At 71.4% G+C, this 16,006-nt stretch carries 15 protein-coding genes; 8 read left to right on the forward strand and 7 right to left on the reverse strand.

The window, feature by feature from the left end; all coding sequences use genetic code 11:
- The first annotated feature begins 129 nt into the window (after positions 1-129).
- The 5 genes from ACWCSU_RS05960 (at position 130) to ACWCSU_RS05980 (ending at position 5,817) form a co-directional block, all read left to right on the forward strand.
- Complete coding sequence (locus tag ACWCSU_RS05960; RefSeq protein WP_449933861.1) at positions 130-1,671, forward strand: serine/threonine-protein kinase; 1,542 nt, start codon at positions 130-132, stop codon at positions 1,669-1,671.
- Positions 1,668-2,651 carry an NAD(P)-dependent oxidoreductase gene (locus tag ACWCSU_RS05965; RefSeq protein ID WP_449933863.1) on the forward strand — a complete coding sequence of 328 codons (984 nt, stop codon included), beginning with the start codon at positions 1,668-1,670 and terminating at the stop codon, positions 2,649-2,651. Before ACWCSU_RS05960 ends, ACWCSU_RS05965 begins: the two co-directional genes overlap by 4 nt.
- A gap of 130 nt (positions 2,652-2,781) precedes the next feature.
- Positions 2,782-4,131: an FAD-binding oxidoreductase gene (locus ACWCSU_RS05970; protein ID WP_357698705.1), complete on the forward strand. Its 1,350-nt coding sequence runs from the start codon at positions 2,782-2,784 to the stop codon at positions 4,129-4,131.
- A 2-nt stretch (positions 4,132-4,133) separates the two neighbouring features.
- Positions 4,134-5,393: a cyclopropane-fatty-acyl-phospholipid synthase family protein gene (locus tag ACWCSU_RS05975; protein WP_357698703.1), complete on the forward strand. Its 1,260-nt coding sequence runs from the start codon at positions 4,134-4,136 to the stop codon at positions 5,391-5,393.
- 61 nt (positions 5,394-5,454) lie between these two features.
- Complete coding sequence (locus ACWCSU_RS05980) at positions 5,455-5,817, forward strand: DUF488 domain-containing protein (RefSeq protein ID WP_449933865.1); 363 nt, start codon at positions 5,455-5,457, stop codon at positions 5,815-5,817.
- A gap of 12 nt (positions 5,818-5,829) precedes the next feature.
- On the opposite strand, the gene ACWCSU_RS05985 is transcribed toward ACWCSU_RS05980, so the two are convergent.
- From ACWCSU_RS05985 to ACWCSU_RS06005, 5 genes are all read right to left on the reverse strand, one after another.
- Positions 5,830-6,348, reverse strand: coding sequence for a hypothetical protein (locus tag ACWCSU_RS05985; RefSeq protein ID WP_357698699.1), 519 nt, complete (start codon positions 6,346-6,348; stop codon positions 5,830-5,832).
- Positions 6,349-6,422: 74 nt separating this feature from the next.
- Complete coding sequence (locus ACWCSU_RS05990) at positions 6,423-7,403, reverse strand: phosphotransferase enzyme family protein (protein ID WP_449933868.1); 981 nt, start codon at positions 7,401-7,403, stop codon at positions 6,423-6,425.
- A 9-nt stretch (positions 7,404-7,412) separates the two neighbouring features.
- A complete protein-coding gene (locus ACWCSU_RS05995) occupies positions 7,413-8,075 on the reverse strand; it encodes an HAD family hydrolase (protein ID WP_449933870.1) in 663 nt (220 codons plus the stop codon).
- Entirely contained in the window at positions 8,075-8,521 is a 447-nt protein-coding gene (locus ACWCSU_RS06000) for a MarR family winged helix-turn-helix transcriptional regulator (RefSeq protein WP_449933872.1), read from the reverse strand. The genes ACWCSU_RS05995 and ACWCSU_RS06000 overlap by 1 nt, the downstream gene beginning before the upstream one ends.
- Positions 8,522-8,613: 92 nt before the next feature.
- Positions 8,614-10,149, reverse strand: coding sequence for a long-chain-fatty-acid--CoA ligase (locus ACWCSU_RS06005; RefSeq protein ID WP_449933874.1), 1,536 nt, complete (start codon positions 10,147-10,149; stop codon positions 8,614-8,616).
- 199 nt (positions 10,150-10,348) lie between these two features.
- Between ACWCSU_RS06005 and ACWCSU_RS06010 the strand changes: the two genes are divergently transcribed.
- Together ACWCSU_RS06010 and ACWCSU_RS06015 are read left to right on the forward strand one after the other, a co-directional pair.
- Entirely contained in the window at positions 10,349-11,893 is a 1,545-nt protein-coding gene (locus ACWCSU_RS06010; RefSeq protein WP_449933876.1) for a GMC family oxidoreductase, read from the forward strand.
- A 61-nt stretch (positions 11,894-11,954) separates the two neighbouring features.
- Positions 11,955-13,208, forward strand: coding sequence for a cytochrome P450 (locus ACWCSU_RS06015; RefSeq protein ID WP_449933878.1), 1,254 nt, complete (start codon positions 11,955-11,957; stop codon positions 13,206-13,208).
- Here ACWCSU_RS06015 and ACWCSU_RS06020 read toward each other — a convergent pair.
- On the reverse strand, positions 13,183-14,664 hold the full coding sequence (locus tag ACWCSU_RS06020; RefSeq protein ID WP_449933880.1) for an FAD-dependent oxidoreductase: 1,482 nt from the start codon (positions 14,662-14,664) through the stop codon (positions 13,183-13,185). The two genes, ACWCSU_RS06015 and ACWCSU_RS06020, sit on opposite strands and share 26 nt — an antisense overlap.
- Before the next feature lie 50 nt (positions 14,665-14,714).
- Here ACWCSU_RS06020 and ACWCSU_RS06025 point away from each other — a divergent pair, with 50 nt between their 5' ends.
- On the forward strand, positions 14,715-15,401 hold the full coding sequence (locus ACWCSU_RS06025) for a TetR/AcrR family transcriptional regulator C-terminal domain-containing protein (protein WP_449933882.1): 687 nt from the start codon (positions 14,715-14,717) through the stop codon (positions 15,399-15,401).
- Here ACWCSU_RS06025 and ACWCSU_RS06030 read toward each other — a convergent pair.
- A complete protein-coding gene (locus ACWCSU_RS06030; RefSeq protein WP_357698676.1) occupies positions 15,337-15,972 on the reverse strand; it encodes a TetR/AcrR family transcriptional regulator C-terminal domain-containing protein in 636 nt (211 codons plus the stop codon). The two genes, ACWCSU_RS06025 and ACWCSU_RS06030, sit on opposite strands and share 65 nt — an antisense overlap.
- Positions 15,973-16,006 lie beyond the last annotated feature (34 nt).

Here is a 16,006-nt window from a genome sequence, read left to right on the forward strand (position 1 = left end):
CCTTTCCTGCGTCCTCCCCGCGAACTCGTGGGAGGTATGGGAAACTTGCCCACTGTTCGGGTGGTCTACAGATCGCCGGCGTCCAGCGGCTGTCTGCAGCAGGCGCTCGCGCCGCTACAGGGGTAGGACATGGTTTCGGAGAGCAACCAGCTAGTCGCCAGGCGCTACCAGTTACTGCGCGAACTGGGCCGCGGGGGTATGGGCGTCGTCTGGGAGGGCTACGACACGCTGCTCAACCGGCAGGTGGCCATCAAGGAAGTGCTGCTGCCCGAGGGGCTGTCGCCGGGCGAGCAGGAGCGCCACCTCATGCGCACCGCCCGCGAGGCCCGTACGGCGGCCAAGCTCAATCACCCCTCCGTGGTCGCGGTCTACGACGTGGTCGAGGAGGGCGGGCGGCCCTGGATCGTCATGGAGCTGGTCGCGCACCCCTCGCTGGAAGAGGTCGTGGCCACCTCCGGAGCCCTGCCCGTACGGCAGGCGGCCGACGTGGGCCGCCAGGTGCTGTCGGCGCTCAAGGCCGCCCACGAGGCCGGGATCCTGCACAGGGACGTCAAGCCCGCCAACATCCTGATCGCCGACGACGGCCGCGTGGTGCTGATGGACTTCGGCATCGCCACGGTCGAGGGCGACGCCTCGCTGACCAGGACCGGCATGGTGACCGGCTCGCCCAGCTTCCTCGCCCCCGAGCGGGTGCGCGCCGACGAGGCCGGGCCGCCCTCCGACCTGTGGTCGCTCGGCGCGACGCTGTTCGCCTCCATGGTGGGCCGCTCGCCCTTCGACCGCGGCGAGGCCATGGCGACCCTCAACGCGCTGCTCAACGAGGAGCCCGACTACCGGCGCATCCCGCCGATCATGCATCCGGTCCTGAAGGGCCTGCTGCGCAAGGAGCCCGCCGAGCGGGTGGACGCCGAGGAGGCCGACCGGCTGCTCGCCGCCATCGAGGTGGCGGCCAAGCCGGCCTACGCCGACCTGCCGGAGAAGAAGCCGGGCGGCGGCGGCCGCGGACGGGCCGTGCTGGCCGTGGCCGCGGCGGCCGTGGTGCTCGTCGCGGGCGGCGCCGTGGCCTACTTCAAGCTCGCCCCGCCCGCCGAGGGCGCACCGCGCACCGCCCAGCCGGCCGCCGCGGCCAGCCCGCTGACGCCGTCCCCCTCACAGGAGCCCACGACGAGCCGGACGCCGTCGGCCACCCCGACGCCGACCGTGCGCCGGGTGCGCCCGCTCGTGCGCGCGTGGACCTCGCGGGACGGCTGGTCGATCCTGCGCCCGATCGGCTGGCGGGGCGCGCTGCGCGAGTCCTCCACCGAGTGGACGCGCCGCGACGGCAACGCCCACCTCGGCGTCCAGGCCCTGTTCTCCAGCCTCGACGCCAACCAGATCCTGCGCGACTCGGAGGAGACGCTGCGGGAGGAGGGCCAGGAGGTGATCAGCCGCGGCCGCCGCGTGGTCGTCCACCGGGGCGTCAAGGCGGTCGAGTGGGAGTTCTCCTGGACCGCGGCCAGCGCCGCGGGCACCGGCTGGATCAGGCCCGGCATGACCTACCACGAGGTGCGCCGCGCGGTGGTGTCCGGCGAGACGGCCTACATTGTGTCCTGGACGGTCGCCCAGGACCAGTGGCTGCGCAACAGGGGGCTGATGCGACAGGTGATCGACAGCTTTACGGTGAAGGCATGAGCCCCTGGAACCTGCTCGCCCTGCCGCCGCTGCCCGAGGAGGCGACGCGCGGCCTGCTCGCCCCGCTCGGCGACCGGGTGACGGTCCGCGTGCCCGCCACCCGCGACCGGGCCGGGCTGCTGGCCGCGCTGCCCGAGGCCGAGATCGTGCTCGGCGACTGGACCTCCACGCTCGTGCTCGACGCCGAGGCGGTCAAGCACGCGCCCGCGCTGGCCTTCGTGCAGCAGCCCTCGGTGGGCGTCGACGGCCACGACCTGGCCGCCCTGGCCGAGGCCGGGGTGCCGCTGGCCAACACGCCGGGCGTCAGCGCCGTCGCGGTGTCGGAGTGGTGCCTGGCGGCCACGTTGTCGCTGTCGCGCAGGCTGGGGGCCGCCGACGCCGCCGTACGCGCGGGGGAGTGGCCGCAGCAGGGGCTGAGGCCGCGCGAGCTGAGCGGCCGCCGGGTCGGCGTCGTCGGTTACGGCCCGATCGGCGAGAACTGCGTCCGCCTGTTCGGCGCCCTGGGCTGCGAGGTCTCCTACTGGACCAGGTCCCCGCGGCAGGCGCCCGGCCGCGCCGACCTGGAGACGCTGGTGGCCACCAGCGACGTCCTGGTCGTGGTCATCGCGCTGTCGGAGGAGACCCGCGGGCTGATCGACCCGCGCCGCATGAAGCAGGGCGCGCTGCTGGTCAACGCGGCCAGGGGCGGCGTCGTCGACCAGGCGGCGCTGGTCGCCGCGCTGCGCGACGGGCACCTCGGCGGGGCCGCGCTCGACGTGTTCGACACCGAGCCGCTGCCCGCCGGCGATCCGCTGCGCGACCTGCCGGACGTGCTGCTGTCGCCGCACGCCGCCGGGGTGACGCCCGAGGCGACGACGCGCCTGCTCACGGCGACGCTGGACAACCTCGCGGCGGCACTGGAGGGGCGAGAGGTGCGTGCCGTCCTCAACGGGGTCTCACCCGTCGTACGCAGGAGATTTCCGCATTCACCTGCCATATAGGCGTTTCACCTGGCACGATGAACAGTTTTCGTGTCTTTAACGACCCCGGTCTGTTCGAGTCGCCCCGTGGGAGATACGGTCTTACGGACGATCTCTACCAGCTCAAGGGGGTGCTTCCGTGACGACGACGATGTCGACACACCAACGGGCAGTAGAGCAGATCCGGCAGTCCTACGCCGAGATCCCCGGCGACGCCGCTCCCCGGTTGGCCAAGTCCACGTCCAACTTGTTCAGGTTCCGTGACGGGGGCAAGACGGCCAAGCTGTCGGCCAGGGACCTGGACGAAGTCATCAGCGTGGACCCGGTGACGATGACGGCCGAGGTCCAGGGCATGACGACGTACGAGCACCTGGTCGAGGCCACGTTGCCGCACGGGCTCATGCCGTACGTGGTGCCGCAGCTCAAGACGATCACGCTCGGCGGCGCCGTCACCGGCCTCGGCATCGAGTCGACCAGCTTCAGGGACGGCCTTCCGCACGAGTCGGTGGAGGAACTGGAGATCCTCACCGGCGACGGCCGCATCATCGTGGCCCGTGACGACAACGAGCACCAGGATCTGTTCCGCGCCTTCCCCAACTCCTACGGGACGCTCGGCTACGCGCTGCGCATCCGGATCAAGCTCCGCAAGGTCCAGCCGTACGTGCACCTGACGCACATCAGGTTCACCGACGCGGCCAAGTGCATGCTGGCCATGCAGGAGATCAGCGACAGCATGGTCCACGACGGCGAGCAGGTCGACTTCGTGGACGGCGTCTTCTTCGACCCGGAGGAGATGTACATCACGCTTGGCCGCTTCGCCGACCGCGCGCCCTACGTCTCCGACTACACCGGCATGCGCATCTACTACCAGTCGATCAGGCAGCGCAGCCGCGACTGGCTGAGCATCCACGACTACCTGTGGCGCTGGGACACCGACTGGTTCTGGTGCTCGCGGGCGTTCGGCGTGCAGCAGCCGGTGGTCCGCTCGCTGATGCCGCGCCGCTGGATGCGCTCCGACGTCTACCGCAGGCTGGTCGCCCTCGACCGGCGGACCGGCCTGACCGCCCGCATCGACCGGTGGCGCGACCAGCCCGTCCAGGAGTCGGTCATCCAGGACGTCGAGGTGCCCATCGAGCGCGGCGCGCAGTTCCTGGAGTTCTTCCACGACAAGGTGGGCATGACCCCCGTGTGGATGTGCCCGCTGCGGGCGAGCTCCCGCTGGCCGCTGTACCCGCTGGAGCCCGGCAAGCTCTACGTCAACTTCGGCTTCTGGGGCATGGTCCCGCTGCCGCGCGGCCAGTTCGACGGCTACTACAACAAGCTCATCGAGGACTCGGTGCACGAGCTGGACGGCCACAAGTCGCTCTACTCGACCTCCTTCTACGCCCGTGAGCAGTTCTGGGAGCTGTACAACGGTGATGCTTATTGGCCGGTCAAGCGGGAATACGACCCGAACGGTCGCCTGCTGGACCTGTACGAAAAGTGTGTACGGGGAAGGTGAGCATGGCTCTCGCAAGCATCTTTGAGAAGATCGTCGGCTCTGACGCGAACATCTCGTTCATGGCCTACGACGGCAGCAAGGCCGGTCCTGACGGCGCCGATCTCGGCCTTGAGGTCAAGTCGCCCATCGCGGTGGCCTACCTGGCGCAGGCCCCTGGGGAGCTGGGCCTGGCCAGGGCGTACATTTCCGGTCACATCGACGTGCATGGCGATCTGTACACCTTGCTCGATCGTATGTGGAACATCACCACCAACGACCTGACCACGGGTGAGAAGCTCGCGGCCGTGCGGTCCTTGGGCGTCAAGCCGCTGCTCATGCGGGTGCCGCCGCCTCCGCAGGAGGTGCGTCAGAGCGCCCTGGCCCGGCTCGGCTCGCGCCACGCCAAGCAGCGTGACGCCGAGGCGATCCACCACCACTACGACGTGTCCAACCGGTTCTACCGCTGGGTGCTCGGGCCGTCCATGGCCTACACGTGCGCGACCTACCCCGAGGAGGGCGCGACGCTGGAGGAGGCCCAGTACACCAAGTTCGACCTGGTGGCCAGGAAGCTCGACCTCAAGCCCGGCATGCGCCTGCTCGACGTCGGCTGCGGCTGGGGCGGCATGGTCATCCACGCCGCCAAGCACTACGGCGTCAAGGCCCTGGGCGTGACCCTGAGCCGCCAGCAGGCCGAGTGGGCCCAAAAGGCGATCGCCGACGCGGGTCTCCAGGACCTCGCGGAGGTGCGCTTCATGGACTACCGCGACGTGCGCGAGACCGGCTTCGACGCCGTCAGCTCGATCGGCCTGACCGAGCACATCGGCAAGGACAACGTCCCGTCGTACTTCGAGTTCCTGTACGGCAAGCTCAAGCCCGGCGGCCGCATTCTCAACCACTGCATCACCCGTCCGACGGGCAAGGAGAAGACGTTCAACAAGGGCGGCTTCATCAACCGCTACGTCTTCCCCGACGGCGAGCTGGAGTCCGTGGGCTGGCTGGTCAGGCAGATGGAGGACATCGGCTTCGAGATCCGCCACGAGGAGAACCTGCGCGAGCACTACGCCAAGACCCTGCGTCACTGGTGCGACAACCTCGACGCCAACTGGGACGAGGCCGTCCAGGAGGTCGGGATGGGCACGGCCCGGGTGTGGGCCCTGTACATGGCCGGCTGCATCGTGGGCTTCGAGCGTAACAAGGTCCAGCTCCACCAGGTGCTGGGCGTCAAGCTCGACGACGACGGCCGGTCCGGCGTGCAGCTGCGCCCGGCGGTCAACTGGCCGTGACGGACGGGGAGAGGGCCCTCGGCCCTCTCCCGACCCGCCCGGGGGGAGAAGGGGGGCGACGGTGACGGTTGGGAACAAGGTGCGGGTGCGCCGGGTCTACGAGGAGCCCGAGCCGGACGACGGCGCCAGGGTGCTGGTCGACCGGCTGTGGCCGCGCGGGCTGGCCAAGGCCGACGCCCACCTCGACGAATGGTGCAAGCAGGTGGCCCCCTCGACCGAGCTGCGCACCTGGTACAAGCACGACCCCGACCGGTTCGAGGAGTTCGGCCACCGCTACCGGAGCGAGCTGGCCGAGCCGGAGCGGGCCGAGGCGGTGGCGCACCTGCGCGAACTCGCCGGGAAGGGCACGCTGACCCTGCTCACCGCGACGAAGCAGCCCGAGATCAGCGAGGCCGCGGTGCTCGCGGAGCTGATCGGGGACTGAACGCGAGCGCGCTCAGTAGTGGTCCTTCCTGAACGGCCGGACGAGGACGACGGTGCTGTCCCGGCTGACCAGCCGGACGATCCGCCTGCGCGGGTGCTCCAGCATCTTGATGCGCACACACTGGAGCCTGACCACGCGCGGGCCGAGCAGCGCGTCGTAGGCGATGTACTTGGTGTCGAAGCCGCGGCCGTTCTTCAGGCCGACGCCGAGCGCCGTGGCGGGCAGGAACGAGCCCGGCGGGTTGAAGGGCTTGGCGGACACGACCGCGTCGGTCGCGCCGTCGTCGCAGTGGATGAGCACGCGTACGTCGCTGTCCTGGCGCGGACGGCGCGGGCGCACCTTGATGCCCGTCCAGGTGCCGCCCTTGGTGGACGGACGGGCGCCCTGCGGGTTGGTCTCGTTCTCGGAGCGCTCGGTGCCGTCCTCCATGACGGGGTCGTCCGGGAGTGGCAGCCCGGCGGAGGCGACGGCGACCGCGGCGGGGTCCGCGAGCAGTGCCGTCAACGCGCCGGCGACCACCCAAAACCTCATGATCTCCTCCTCAGGGGACAGGCGAAGCAGGTCGTGCATGAGGGGAGTGGTGCCAGTATGCGGGCATGTCGGGGCTAAAGGGCGGAGGCCACGCCGTCGGCCAGGTCATCGACCGCGCCGGTGAGGAACTGCCAGCTCAGCTCGGCGTCGCGGGTGTGGCCGTGCGGGGCGCGGAACCAGGCGACGTACCCGGCGACGTCGTCGAGGCTCCAGCGCAGCCGGTAGAGGGCCAGGGCGGCGGGGTCGGGCGTACGGCCGGTGGCGGCCGCGTACCTGGCCAGGTCGTCGGGGGTCCTGGCGACCAGCCACAGGTCCCGTTCCGGTACGGCCAGGCCGACGGTGTCCCAGTCGACCAGCAGGCAGCGGCCCCGGTGCCGGAGCAGGTTGCCCGGATGCGGTTCGCCGTGGGTGACGACGAGAGGGCCGAGGTCGCGCGATCCGCGGTCGAAGTCGCGCAGCCGGGCGCGCAGGGCTCCGGCGTGGCGGGCGAGCAGGGCTCTGGCGCGCTCGGCGTACGGGCCGCCGGTCCACGGGCGGCCGGTCTCGGCGAGGGCCCGCTCCAGCGCCGCCCGTCCGGCCGGCTCCAGCGGGCGCAGCGGGGCCGACGGGGGCGAGGGGGTGGCGTGCAGCTCGGCCAGCAGGTCGATGACCTGGGCGCGTTCCTGGTCGCTCGGCTCGTTGCCGAAGTCGCCGGTGACGCCCTCGACGAAGGGGAAGACGCTCAGCGCGTACCGGGGGGCGAGCGGGCGGAGCAGCGCGCCGCCGTCGAGGTCCGGCACGGGCGCGACCACGAACCCCAGGGACGCGGACAGCGCCGCCGCCGTCTCCAGCGCCCTCCCCAGCTCCCGGAACGCCGCCCGCGAGCCGCGTTCGTCCGGTTCGGCGGGCAGGGTGGCGACGGTGAGGAACCAGCGCCGTCCGTCGGCGCCGGTCGCGATCCAGTGGTGGTCGCCGAAGCCCACCGGCGCGTACGCCGGCCCGGCGGCCTCGATCCCCCACGCCTCCAGGGCGGACGTCAGCAGCGATTCGTCCAGATCCGCGGGCTTGCTACGCATGAGCCCACGCTAGCGACCGCCCCCGCTCCCCGGCATCCCGGTCAACGCCTCCATGGCCGCGAGCACGTCCTCCACCGTCACGTCCGCCTGGGGGCGGGCCACGCCCGTCCCGCGGTCGATCCAGATCGTCCGCATTCCGGCGCCGCGTCCGCCCGCGACGTCCTTGTCCGGGTCGTCGCCCACCATCCATCCACCCGCCGGCACGGCCCCGCACCGGCCGGCGGCGATCTCGAACAGCCGCGCATCGGGCTTCCGCACGCCCTCCGCGCCGGAGATCGCCCACCCGTCCACCCGCTCGGCCAGCCCGGTACGCCGGATCTTGCCCGTCTGGTTGTCGGCCATCCCGTTCGTCACGATCCCGACCGCCCACCCGGCCGCCCGCAGCCGGTCGAGCCCCGCCAGCACCTCGGCCCGGCACTCCACCAGGAACGGCAGCCTGGCCCGGTAGTCCCGCCACAGCTCCTCGACGGGCTCGGCCAGGGCGAAGCGTTCGCGTACGCGGGCGAAGAAGAGGTCCATCGGCACGGATCCGTCGGCGTCCAGCCGTACCAGCCAGGTGACGGCGTCCGGGCCCAGCCCGCGCCCCGCGGCGAACTCGGCCGCCCACAGCCGGAACGCGGCCAGCCGGTCGATCAGCGTGTTGTCCAGGTCGAACAGCGCGAGCGGCCGCATCAGCCGCGCCGGGACGAGACGATCTCGTCGGTGGCGTCCCGGTAGGCGGACGCGGCGCGGCCGAAGTAGTCGAACAGCGTGGCCCGCTCGGCCTCGGAGTAGGCCCCGACCAGGCCGGCCAGCCTGCTCCTGGTGCCGGCCAGCACGGCGTCGAGGCCCGGCGGCTCGGCGACCGCCTCGACGATCACCTTGCGCCGGTCGGCGGGGTCGGGCACGCGCCGTACGAACCTGCCCTTCTCCAGGCGGTCGATGAGCCGCGTGGTGGCGCCGGTCGTCAGCCCGGTCTGCACGGCCAGCTCGCCGGAGGTGAGCGGCCCGTGCAGGTCGAGCAGGTTGAGCGCGTAGTAGTCGGTGGCGTTGAGCCCGGCCGCCTCGGCGGCGGCCAGGCTGTTGAGCACCATCGCGCCCAGGTAGCGGCGGAAGACCGCGCTCGGATCGGTGGACACTCCAGAACCTCTTCCTGATCGTCTGCCGGCCCGCTGTCAGGAAAGATGAGGGCGCGGGCTCGCGCCCGCGCCCTCGTGGTCGGCGGGGCCGGTCAGCGGAGCTCGCGCTTGAGGATCTTGCCGGTGGCCGTCATCGGCAGGGCGTCGCGGAACTCGACGATCCTCGGGTACTTGTAGGCGGCCATGTTCTCCTTGGCCCAGGCGATCAGCTCGTCCTCGGTGACCGACGAGCCGGGCGTGCGGATGACGTACGCCTTGACCTCCTCGCCGTGCGACTCGTGCGGCACGCCCACGACGGCCGCCAGCGACACGGCCTCGTGGGTCATGAGCACCTCCTCCAGCTCACGCGGGTAGACGTTGAAGCCGCCACGGATGATCATGTCCTTGGCCCGGTCGATGATCGCGTAGTAGCCGTCGGCGTCGCGGGTGGCGATGTCGCCGGTGCGGAACCAGCCGTCCTTGATCACCTCGGCCGTCGCCTCAGGGCGGCCGTAGTAGCCCTTCATGACGTTGTGGCCGCGGATGGCGATCTCGCCGGGGCCCTCGCCCTCGACCGTCTTCCAGTCGCCGTCGATCAGCTTCATCTCCACGCCCCAGATGGGCGTGCCGATCGTGCCGGGCTTGGTGGGCCGGCCGAGCTGGTTGAAGCTGGCCACCGGGGAGGTCTCCGACAGGCCGTAGCCCTCCAGGATGCCGAAGCCGAAGGTCTTCTCGAAGTCCTTCAGCACCTCGACCGGCGAGGACGCGCCGCCGGCCACGGCCACCTTCAGGCTCCGCGGCGCCTCGGCGCCCTCGGCGTGGATCTTCGTCAGCATGCCCCAGTACATCGTCGGGACGCCGGCGAAGGTCGTCACGTTCTCCTTGCGCATGAGGTCGAGGGCCTCGCCCGGCTCGAAGCGCGGCATCAGCACGACGGTCGCGCCGCGCATGAAGGCGGTGTTCATGACGGTCGTCTGGCCGAAGGAGTGGAACAGCGGCAGCACCGCGAGATAGGTGTCGCCGCCCTCGGAGCGGGGGAACATCCTGTCGCTGATCAGCGCGTTCATCAGCATGTTCTGGTGGCTGAGCTCGGCGCCCTTGGGCTGGCCGGTGGTGCCCGAGGTGTAGAGGATCACGGCGGTGTCCTCGGGGGCGGTCTGCACGGTCTCGAAGTCGGCCGGCACGCCGTTGAGCGCGGCCCACACCGTCTCGCCGTACGGGGACTCGGTGGCCAGCGGGGTGGCGGGCAGCACGAAGAAGTGCTCGCAGCCGTCCGCGGCCTCGAACCCCGCCTTGCCGCGCTCGCCCAGCGGCAGCTCCGGCGAGCCCTCGAAGCAGAACAGCGCCTTGGCGTCGCTGTCGTCGAGGTGGTAGGCGATCTCCCGGCTCTGCAGCAGCACGTTCAGCGGCACCACGGTGGCGCCGGCCTTGAGGATGCCGAAGTAGACGAACGGGAAGTACGGCAGGTTGGGGCAGGCCAGGGCCACCTTGTCGCCCTTGCCGATGCCGCGCGACACCAGCAGGTTCGCCACCTGGCGGGCGACAGTGTCGATCATGCCGTACGGCAGGCGCATGTCACCGAAGACGATCGCCGTGCCGTCGGGGTTGTTTCTGGCGCTGTCCTCCAGGACGACCGACAAGTTGAGCATGAACGCCTTCCTCCTCTGTACGCGCTTGCCGCCATCTTGGCAGCCCCTACATACCGACCGGTAGGGCGAATTTCATTCGGCCCTGCTGCGGCCCGCTGAACGCGGGCCGCAGTAGGTAACAGAGGTTACAGATGCATATGGACGCGCCAGCTCACCTGGAGTAAGCAAGTGGAAGGTTACTTAGCCCCCTGGAGTGCTCATGCAGTACGACTACGTGATCGTCGGAGCGGGGTCCGCCGGGTGCGTGCTGGCCAACCGGCTGTCGGCGGACCCGTCGGTGTCGGTGGCGCTGGTCGAGGCGGGCGGGCATGACGACAAGCTGGAGATCCGCATGCCCGCCGGGTTCGCCAAGCTGTTCAAGACCGACTACGACTGGAACTTCACGACGGCCAAGCAGGACGAGATGTCCGGCCGCGAGCTCTACTGGCCGCGCGGCCGGGTGATCGGCGGCTCGTCCTCGCTCAACGCCCAGATGTGGGTGCGCGGCTGCCAGGAGGACTACGACCAGTGGGGGGTGCCCGGCTGGACGTACGAGGAGGTGCTGCCGTACTTCACCAGGGCCGAGCAGCGCGTCGGCAGCAACCACGGCGGCGTCTACGGCACCTCCGGCCCGCTCTACGTCTCCGAGCTGCGCAGCCCCAACGTCACCACGGCGGCCTTCCTGCGGGCCTGCGAGGAACTGGGCCTGACCCGGCTCGACGAGCTGAACGGCCGCTCCAACGAGGGCTGCTGCCCCACGCCCGTCACCCAGAACCGCGGCCGCCGGTGGAGCGCGGCCGACGCCTACCTGCGCCCGGCCGCCGCCAGGCCCAACCTCACGGTGCTCACCGGGGCGGGCGTGGACCGCGTGGTGTTCGAGGGCGCCCGCGCCGTCGGCATCGAGCACAGCGGCGGCACCCTGGTCAGGGCGGCCAAGGAGGTCGTCCTGTCGGCGGGGGCGATCGGCTCGCCGTACCTGCTGATGCGCTCGGGGGTGGGCGCGCCCGAGGAGCTGCGCGAGGCGGGGGTGCCGGTCGTGCGCGAGCTGCCCGAGGTCGGCAAGAACCTCCAGGACCACCTCGCCTCCGGCGTGTACGTCGAGTGCAAGGAGCCGGTGACCCTGACCAAGGCCGAGTCCCTGGTGAACCTGCTGCGCTACGTCGTGCTGCGCTCGGGCATGCTCACCACGAACGTCGGCGAGGCGGTCGCCTTCGTCCGGACCTCGGACGAGGAGCCCGCCCCCGACATCGAGCTCGTCTTCGCCCCCGGCCCGTTCGTGAACCACGGGCTCACCCCGCCGACCGGGCACGGCCTGACCGTCGGCGTCGTGCTCCTGCAGCCGGAGAGCCGCGGCCGGGTCGGGCTGAACGGCCGGGACGTGCTGATCGACCCCGGCTACCTGAGCGCGGAGGCCGACGTCAAACGCCTGGTCGCCGGGCTGAGGACGGCCAAGCAGGTGTTCGCGACGAGCGCGATGAAGCGGTACGCGGGCGGGCCGATGGCGCCGTACTGGGGGCCGGAGAGCGACGAGGAGCTGGCCCAGTGGGTGCGCGAGCGCGGCGAGACCCTCTACCACCCCGTCGGCACCTGCCGGATGGGCACGGACGAGGGGTCGGTCGTGGACCCGTCGCTCAGGGTGCGCGGCCTCGAAGGGCTCAGGGTGGTGGACGTGTCGGTCATGCCGACGCTCAACCGCGGCCACACCCATGCCCCGGCGATCATGATCGGCGAGAAGGGCTCCGAGCTGATCCTCGGGAACCGGTAGCCGGGCGCCGCGCCCCGGCGGACCTTGACGTAAGTGAGCACTTGCCCAAGGCTTGTACGGTATGACGCTCTCCACGGATCTGGACATCTCGCAGATACCGTTCTGGGGGCTGCCGCAGGCCGACCGCCTGGAGACCTTCCGGCGGCTGCGGGGGCTCGAACGGCCCCTCTTCGTGCCGGAGCAGACCGTGCCGTTCATCGGCGGCGGCCCCGGCTACCACGCCCTCGTGCGGCACGCCGACGTGACCGAGGCCAGCAGGAACGCGGCCGTCTTTAGCAGCGAGCCGTGCTCCAACAGCATCCCCGACATGCCGCGCTGGCTCAGCGTCTACTTCGGTTCCATGATCAATATGGACGACCCCCGCCACGCCCGCCTGCGCCGGATCGTCTCCAGGGCCTTCACCCCGCGCATCCTGTCCAAGATGGAGGAGGACCTGGCCAGGGCCGCCGCCGAGATCGTGGACGAGGCGATCGAGCGAGGGCCGGACGACTTCGTGGCGCAGGTCGCCGCCCGGCTCCCCGTACGGGTCATCTGCGACATGATGGGCATCCCGCCGAAATTTCATGACCTCGTGTTGCGGCGGACCAACGTCATCCTCGGCAACGCCGACCCCGAGTACACCGGCATCGCCCCGAACTTCAGCCGCGTCAACGTCGCCCGCGGCCTGGCCAGGCTGCTGCACGCCGGCTACTCGCTGAACCGCATGGCCGCCCGCCTCGGCGACGAGCGCCGCAGACGGCCGACCGGCGACCTGGTCAGCCTGCTCGTGGGCGGCGAGGAGCGGCTCAGCCCGCAGGAGCTGGGCTCGTTCTTCATCCTGCTGGTGGTCGCCGGCAGCGAGACCACCCGCAACGCGATCGCCTACGGCCTGAAGCTGTTCACCGACCATCCCGGCCAGCGCGACCTGCTGCTGGCCGACTTCGACGCGCGCATCGGCAAGGCGTGCGACGAGATCGTGCGCTACGCGACTCCGGTGATCCAGTTCCGCCGCACGCTGACCCGGGACCACGAGCTGAACGGCGTGCCGTACAAGAAGGGCGACAAGGTGCTGCTCTTCTACAACTCGGCCAACCGCGACGAGTCCGTCTTCACCGACCCGGACGTCTTCGACATCACCCGCGACCCCAACCCGCACGTCGGCTTCGGCGGCCCGGGGCCCCACTACTGCCTGGGCGCCCACCTGGCACGCAGGGAGATGAGCGTGATGTTCCGCGAGCTGTTCACCCGCCTGCCCGGCATCCGGACGGCCGGTGAGCCCGACTTCCTGCTGTCGAACTTCATCAACGGCATCAAGCACCTGCCGTACACGTTCTGACCGCCTCGGCCAGGGCGTCGTCCTCGCCGCGCCAGGCCACGAACCCGTCCGGCCGCACCAGCACGGTCCCGTACGGCCAGCCCTCGACCACGTGCACCGGGACGCCGGGATCGGGCACCGGCGTCCCGGTGAACACGCTGAAATCGGGGCCGACCAGGTCGAGGGTGGAACGCTCGCCGATCCACACGTGCGGCAGCCGTGAGCCGGGCGAGCCGTCGAGGCAGAGCGTCACGTCCTCGGTCGAGGGCAGCCCCTCGGCCGCCGACGGGCCGCCGTAGCGGTAGCCGAGATGCACGATCGGGGCGTTGACCGCGCCCGCCGCCGCCCTGAGCCGGGCGGCCTCCGGGCCGTGGCCGAAGTGCATCCGCAGGTCCCGCATCCGCAGCAGCGACTGCTCCATCGCCAGCAGCGCGATCGGCCGCCGCTCGTCGTGGTAGCTCTCCAGCAGCGCGGGCGCCGACCGGCCGGACAACACCCGGGCCAGCTTCCAGGCCAGGTTGTGCGCGTCGGCGACCCCGGTGTTCAGCCCGAACGCGCCCGTCGGCGGCACGGCGTGCGCCGCGTCGCCGGCCAGGAAGACCCGCCCCTCCCGGAACCGGTCGGCGATCTGGCCGCGGGCCCGCCAGCCGAGCACGCTGACGATCTCGACCTTCAGCCCGGGGTCGCCGATCGCGGTCCTGAGCAGGTCGGGGCTCGGTTCCTGGGCGGTGTGGAAGACCCATTCGGTCGCGCCGTCGATCGCCATGAGCATCCCGGGCGCCTCAGGGTTGGTGATCTCGGCGAGTGCGAAGCCGTACTCGCCGGTCAGGTGGCTCAGGTCGGCGTGGAACATGACGTTGTGCAGCTCGGGGCCGAGCGTGCCGGGGCCGGTCACGCCGATGCCGAGCGCGGCGCGCACTCCGCTGCGCACGCCGTCCGCGGCGATCACGTAGCGGGCGCGCAGGGTGCGGGTGCCGTCCGGGCCGGAGGCGACCGCCGTCACGCCGTCGGCGTCCTGCTCCAGGGAGAGCAGCTCGGTGTCGTACGCGACCCGCGCGCCGCGCTCACGGGCGGCGTCGAGCAGCACCTGGTCCAGCCGGTTCTGCGGGCAGACCCCGCGCAGCCGGGCCGGCGTATAGGTCATCGTGTCGAACGCCTGCGTACGGGTGGGCAGGCCGGCCGCGATCGCGGCGAGGTCGGCGCCGGCCAGGGTGTCCACGGTGATCTTGCCGAGGGTCGCGACGGACATGTCGACGGCCACCTCGTTCACGGCCTGCTCCAGGCCCGCCTCGCGGAGCAGCTCGACCGTCCGCGGGCCGAGGCCGGTGGCGCGGGGGTGCGCCCGTGGGCCGGGCTCGCGCTCGACGACCAGGGCGCGCACGCCGTGACGGGCGAGGAACACGGCCGCGCTCAGTCCGACGCTGCCGCCGCCGACGATCAGGACGTCATGCGTATGTGGGAACACTGTTTCCGTCATGGGAACACTGTAACCACAGGCGTACGATGAAGGCCAGAGGGGGGAGCCGGATGTCACTGGTCTGGAGTCGCGAGCCGTACGCGCCGAAGCGTCAGGCCCTGAGCGTCGAGGCGATCGTGCGGGCCGCGATCGCGGTGGCCGACGCCGAGGGCCTCGACGCGGTGTCCATGCGCCGGGTGGCGACCGAGGTCAAGTCGGGCACCACCTCGCTCTACCGCTACCTGGAGAACCGCGACGAACTGCTCGACCTGATGGTCGACGCGGTGTGGGGCGAGGGCGCTCCTGGCGAGCTGACCGGCGACTGGCGGGCCGACCTGGCCGGGGTGGCCCGTGACCAGCGCGCGGGCGTGCTGCGCCATCCGTGGCTGGCCGCGCTGATGACCAGCAGGCCGGCGCTCGGGCCCAACTCGCTGCGCCGGGTGGAGCACGCCCTGTCCGCCGTCCGGCCGCTGACCTCCGACATCACGCGGGCCGCCGCCGTGATCGGGGTGATCGGCGACTACGTGCTGGGCGCGGTGGCCAAGGAGCTGGCCGAGCAGGAGGCGCGGCGCCGTACGGGGTTGTCGGAGGAGGAGTGGCGGGCCGCGATCGGCCCCTACGTCCGCGAGGTGATGGCCGGTGGCGCCTATCCGGAGTTCAACCGGCGGGTGGCCGAGGCCGACGACCTGAGCTTCAGCGAGCAGTTCGAGTTCGGGCTGGCGTGCCTGCTGCGGGGGTTCGCGGAGCAAGTCCGCTGAGCAGGGCCTCGACGGCCAGGTCGAAGCGCTCCCGGTGGTCCTCGGGCGTGCCGAGGCCGTCGGCGACCGCCCGCGCCAGCACCGGATAGTCCGCCAGGTCCAGGTCGGGCTGCTCCGGGCTGTCCGGGCCCGCCTCGGCCAGCGTGTGCCCGATCACGAACGTGGACACCGCGTTGATCACGTGCAGCGCCTCCTTGGCGGTGAATCCCGCCCCGGTCAGCGCGGCGGCGGCGCGTTCGACCATGCCCAGGGCGCCCGGCGTGGCCACCGGCCTGATCGCCACCACCGGCATGAGCGCGGGATGCCGCAGCAGCTCGGCCCTGATCGACTCGGCGAACGCCTTCGCCCACACCCGCCAGTCGCCCGACGGCTCGACGGTGACGCGGGAGAGCACCAGCTCGACCAGCCCGTCGAGGACCGCGTCCTTGTTCGGCACGTAGTAGTAGAGCGTCATAGCCTCCACGCCGAGCTCCTTGCCCAGCTTGCGCATCGACAGCCCGGCCGCGCCCTCGCGGTCGATGAGGTCGAGCGCCGCCTCCAGCACCCGCTCCCTTGACATCCGCTCTCTCATACACCGTAAGATACTCCCGTCTTACACCGTAAGA

The organism is Nonomuraea sp. NPDC001699, assembly GCF_053596455.1.

What these genes read in the sequence shown, in the direction of transcription:
- ACWCSU_RS05995 (WP_449933870.1), bottom strand. Translation starts at nt 8,075, where the DNA reads ATGCGGCCGCTCGCGCTGTTCGACCTGGACAACACGCTGATCGACCGG.
- ACWCSU_RS05970 (WP_357698705.1), top strand. Translation starts at nt 2,782, where the DNA reads ATGTCGACACACCAACGGGCAGTAGAGCAGATCCGGCAGTCCTACGCC.
- ACWCSU_RS06015 (WP_449933878.1), top strand. Translation starts at nt 11,955, where the DNA reads ATGACGCTCTCCACGGATCTGGACATCTCGCAGATACCGTTCTGGGGG.
- ACWCSU_RS06020 (WP_449933880.1), bottom strand. Translation starts at nt 14,664, where the DNA reads ATGACGGAAACAGTGTTCCCACATACGCATGACGTCCTGATCGTCGGC.
- ACWCSU_RS06005 (WP_449933874.1), bottom strand. Translation starts at nt 10,149, where the DNA reads ATGCTCAACTTGTCGGTCGTCCTGGAGGACAGCGCCAGAAACAACCCC.
- ACWCSU_RS06030 (WP_357698676.1), bottom strand. Translation starts at nt 15,972, where the DNA reads ATGAGAGAGCGGATGTCAAGGGAGCGGGTGCTGGAGGCGGCGCTCGAC.
- ACWCSU_RS05975 (WP_357698703.1), top strand. Translation starts at nt 4,134, where the DNA reads ATGGCTCTCGCAAGCATCTTTGAGAAGATCGTCGGCTCTGACGCGAAC.
- ACWCSU_RS06010 (WP_449933876.1), top strand. Translation starts at nt 10,349, where the DNA reads ATGCAGTACGACTACGTGATCGTCGGAGCGGGGTCCGCCGGGTGCGTG.
- ACWCSU_RS05990 (WP_449933868.1), bottom strand. Translation starts at nt 7,403, where the DNA reads ATGCGTAGCAAGCCCGCGGATCTGGACGAATCGCTGCTGACGTCCGCC.
- ACWCSU_RS06025 (WP_449933882.1), top strand. Translation starts at nt 14,715, where the DNA reads ATGTCACTGGTCTGGAGTCGCGAGCCGTACGCGCCGAAGCGTCAGGCC.
- ACWCSU_RS05960 (WP_449933861.1), top strand. Translation starts at nt 130, where the DNA reads ATGGTTTCGGAGAGCAACCAGCTAGTCGCCAGGCGCTACCAGTTACTG.
- ACWCSU_RS05985 (WP_357698699.1), bottom strand. Translation starts at nt 6,348, where the DNA reads ATGAGGTTTTGGGTGGTCGCCGGCGCGTTGACGGCACTGCTCGCGGAC.
- ACWCSU_RS05965 (WP_449933863.1), top strand. Translation starts at nt 1,668, where the DNA reads ATGAGCCCCTGGAACCTGCTCGCCCTGCCGCCGCTGCCCGAGGAGGCG.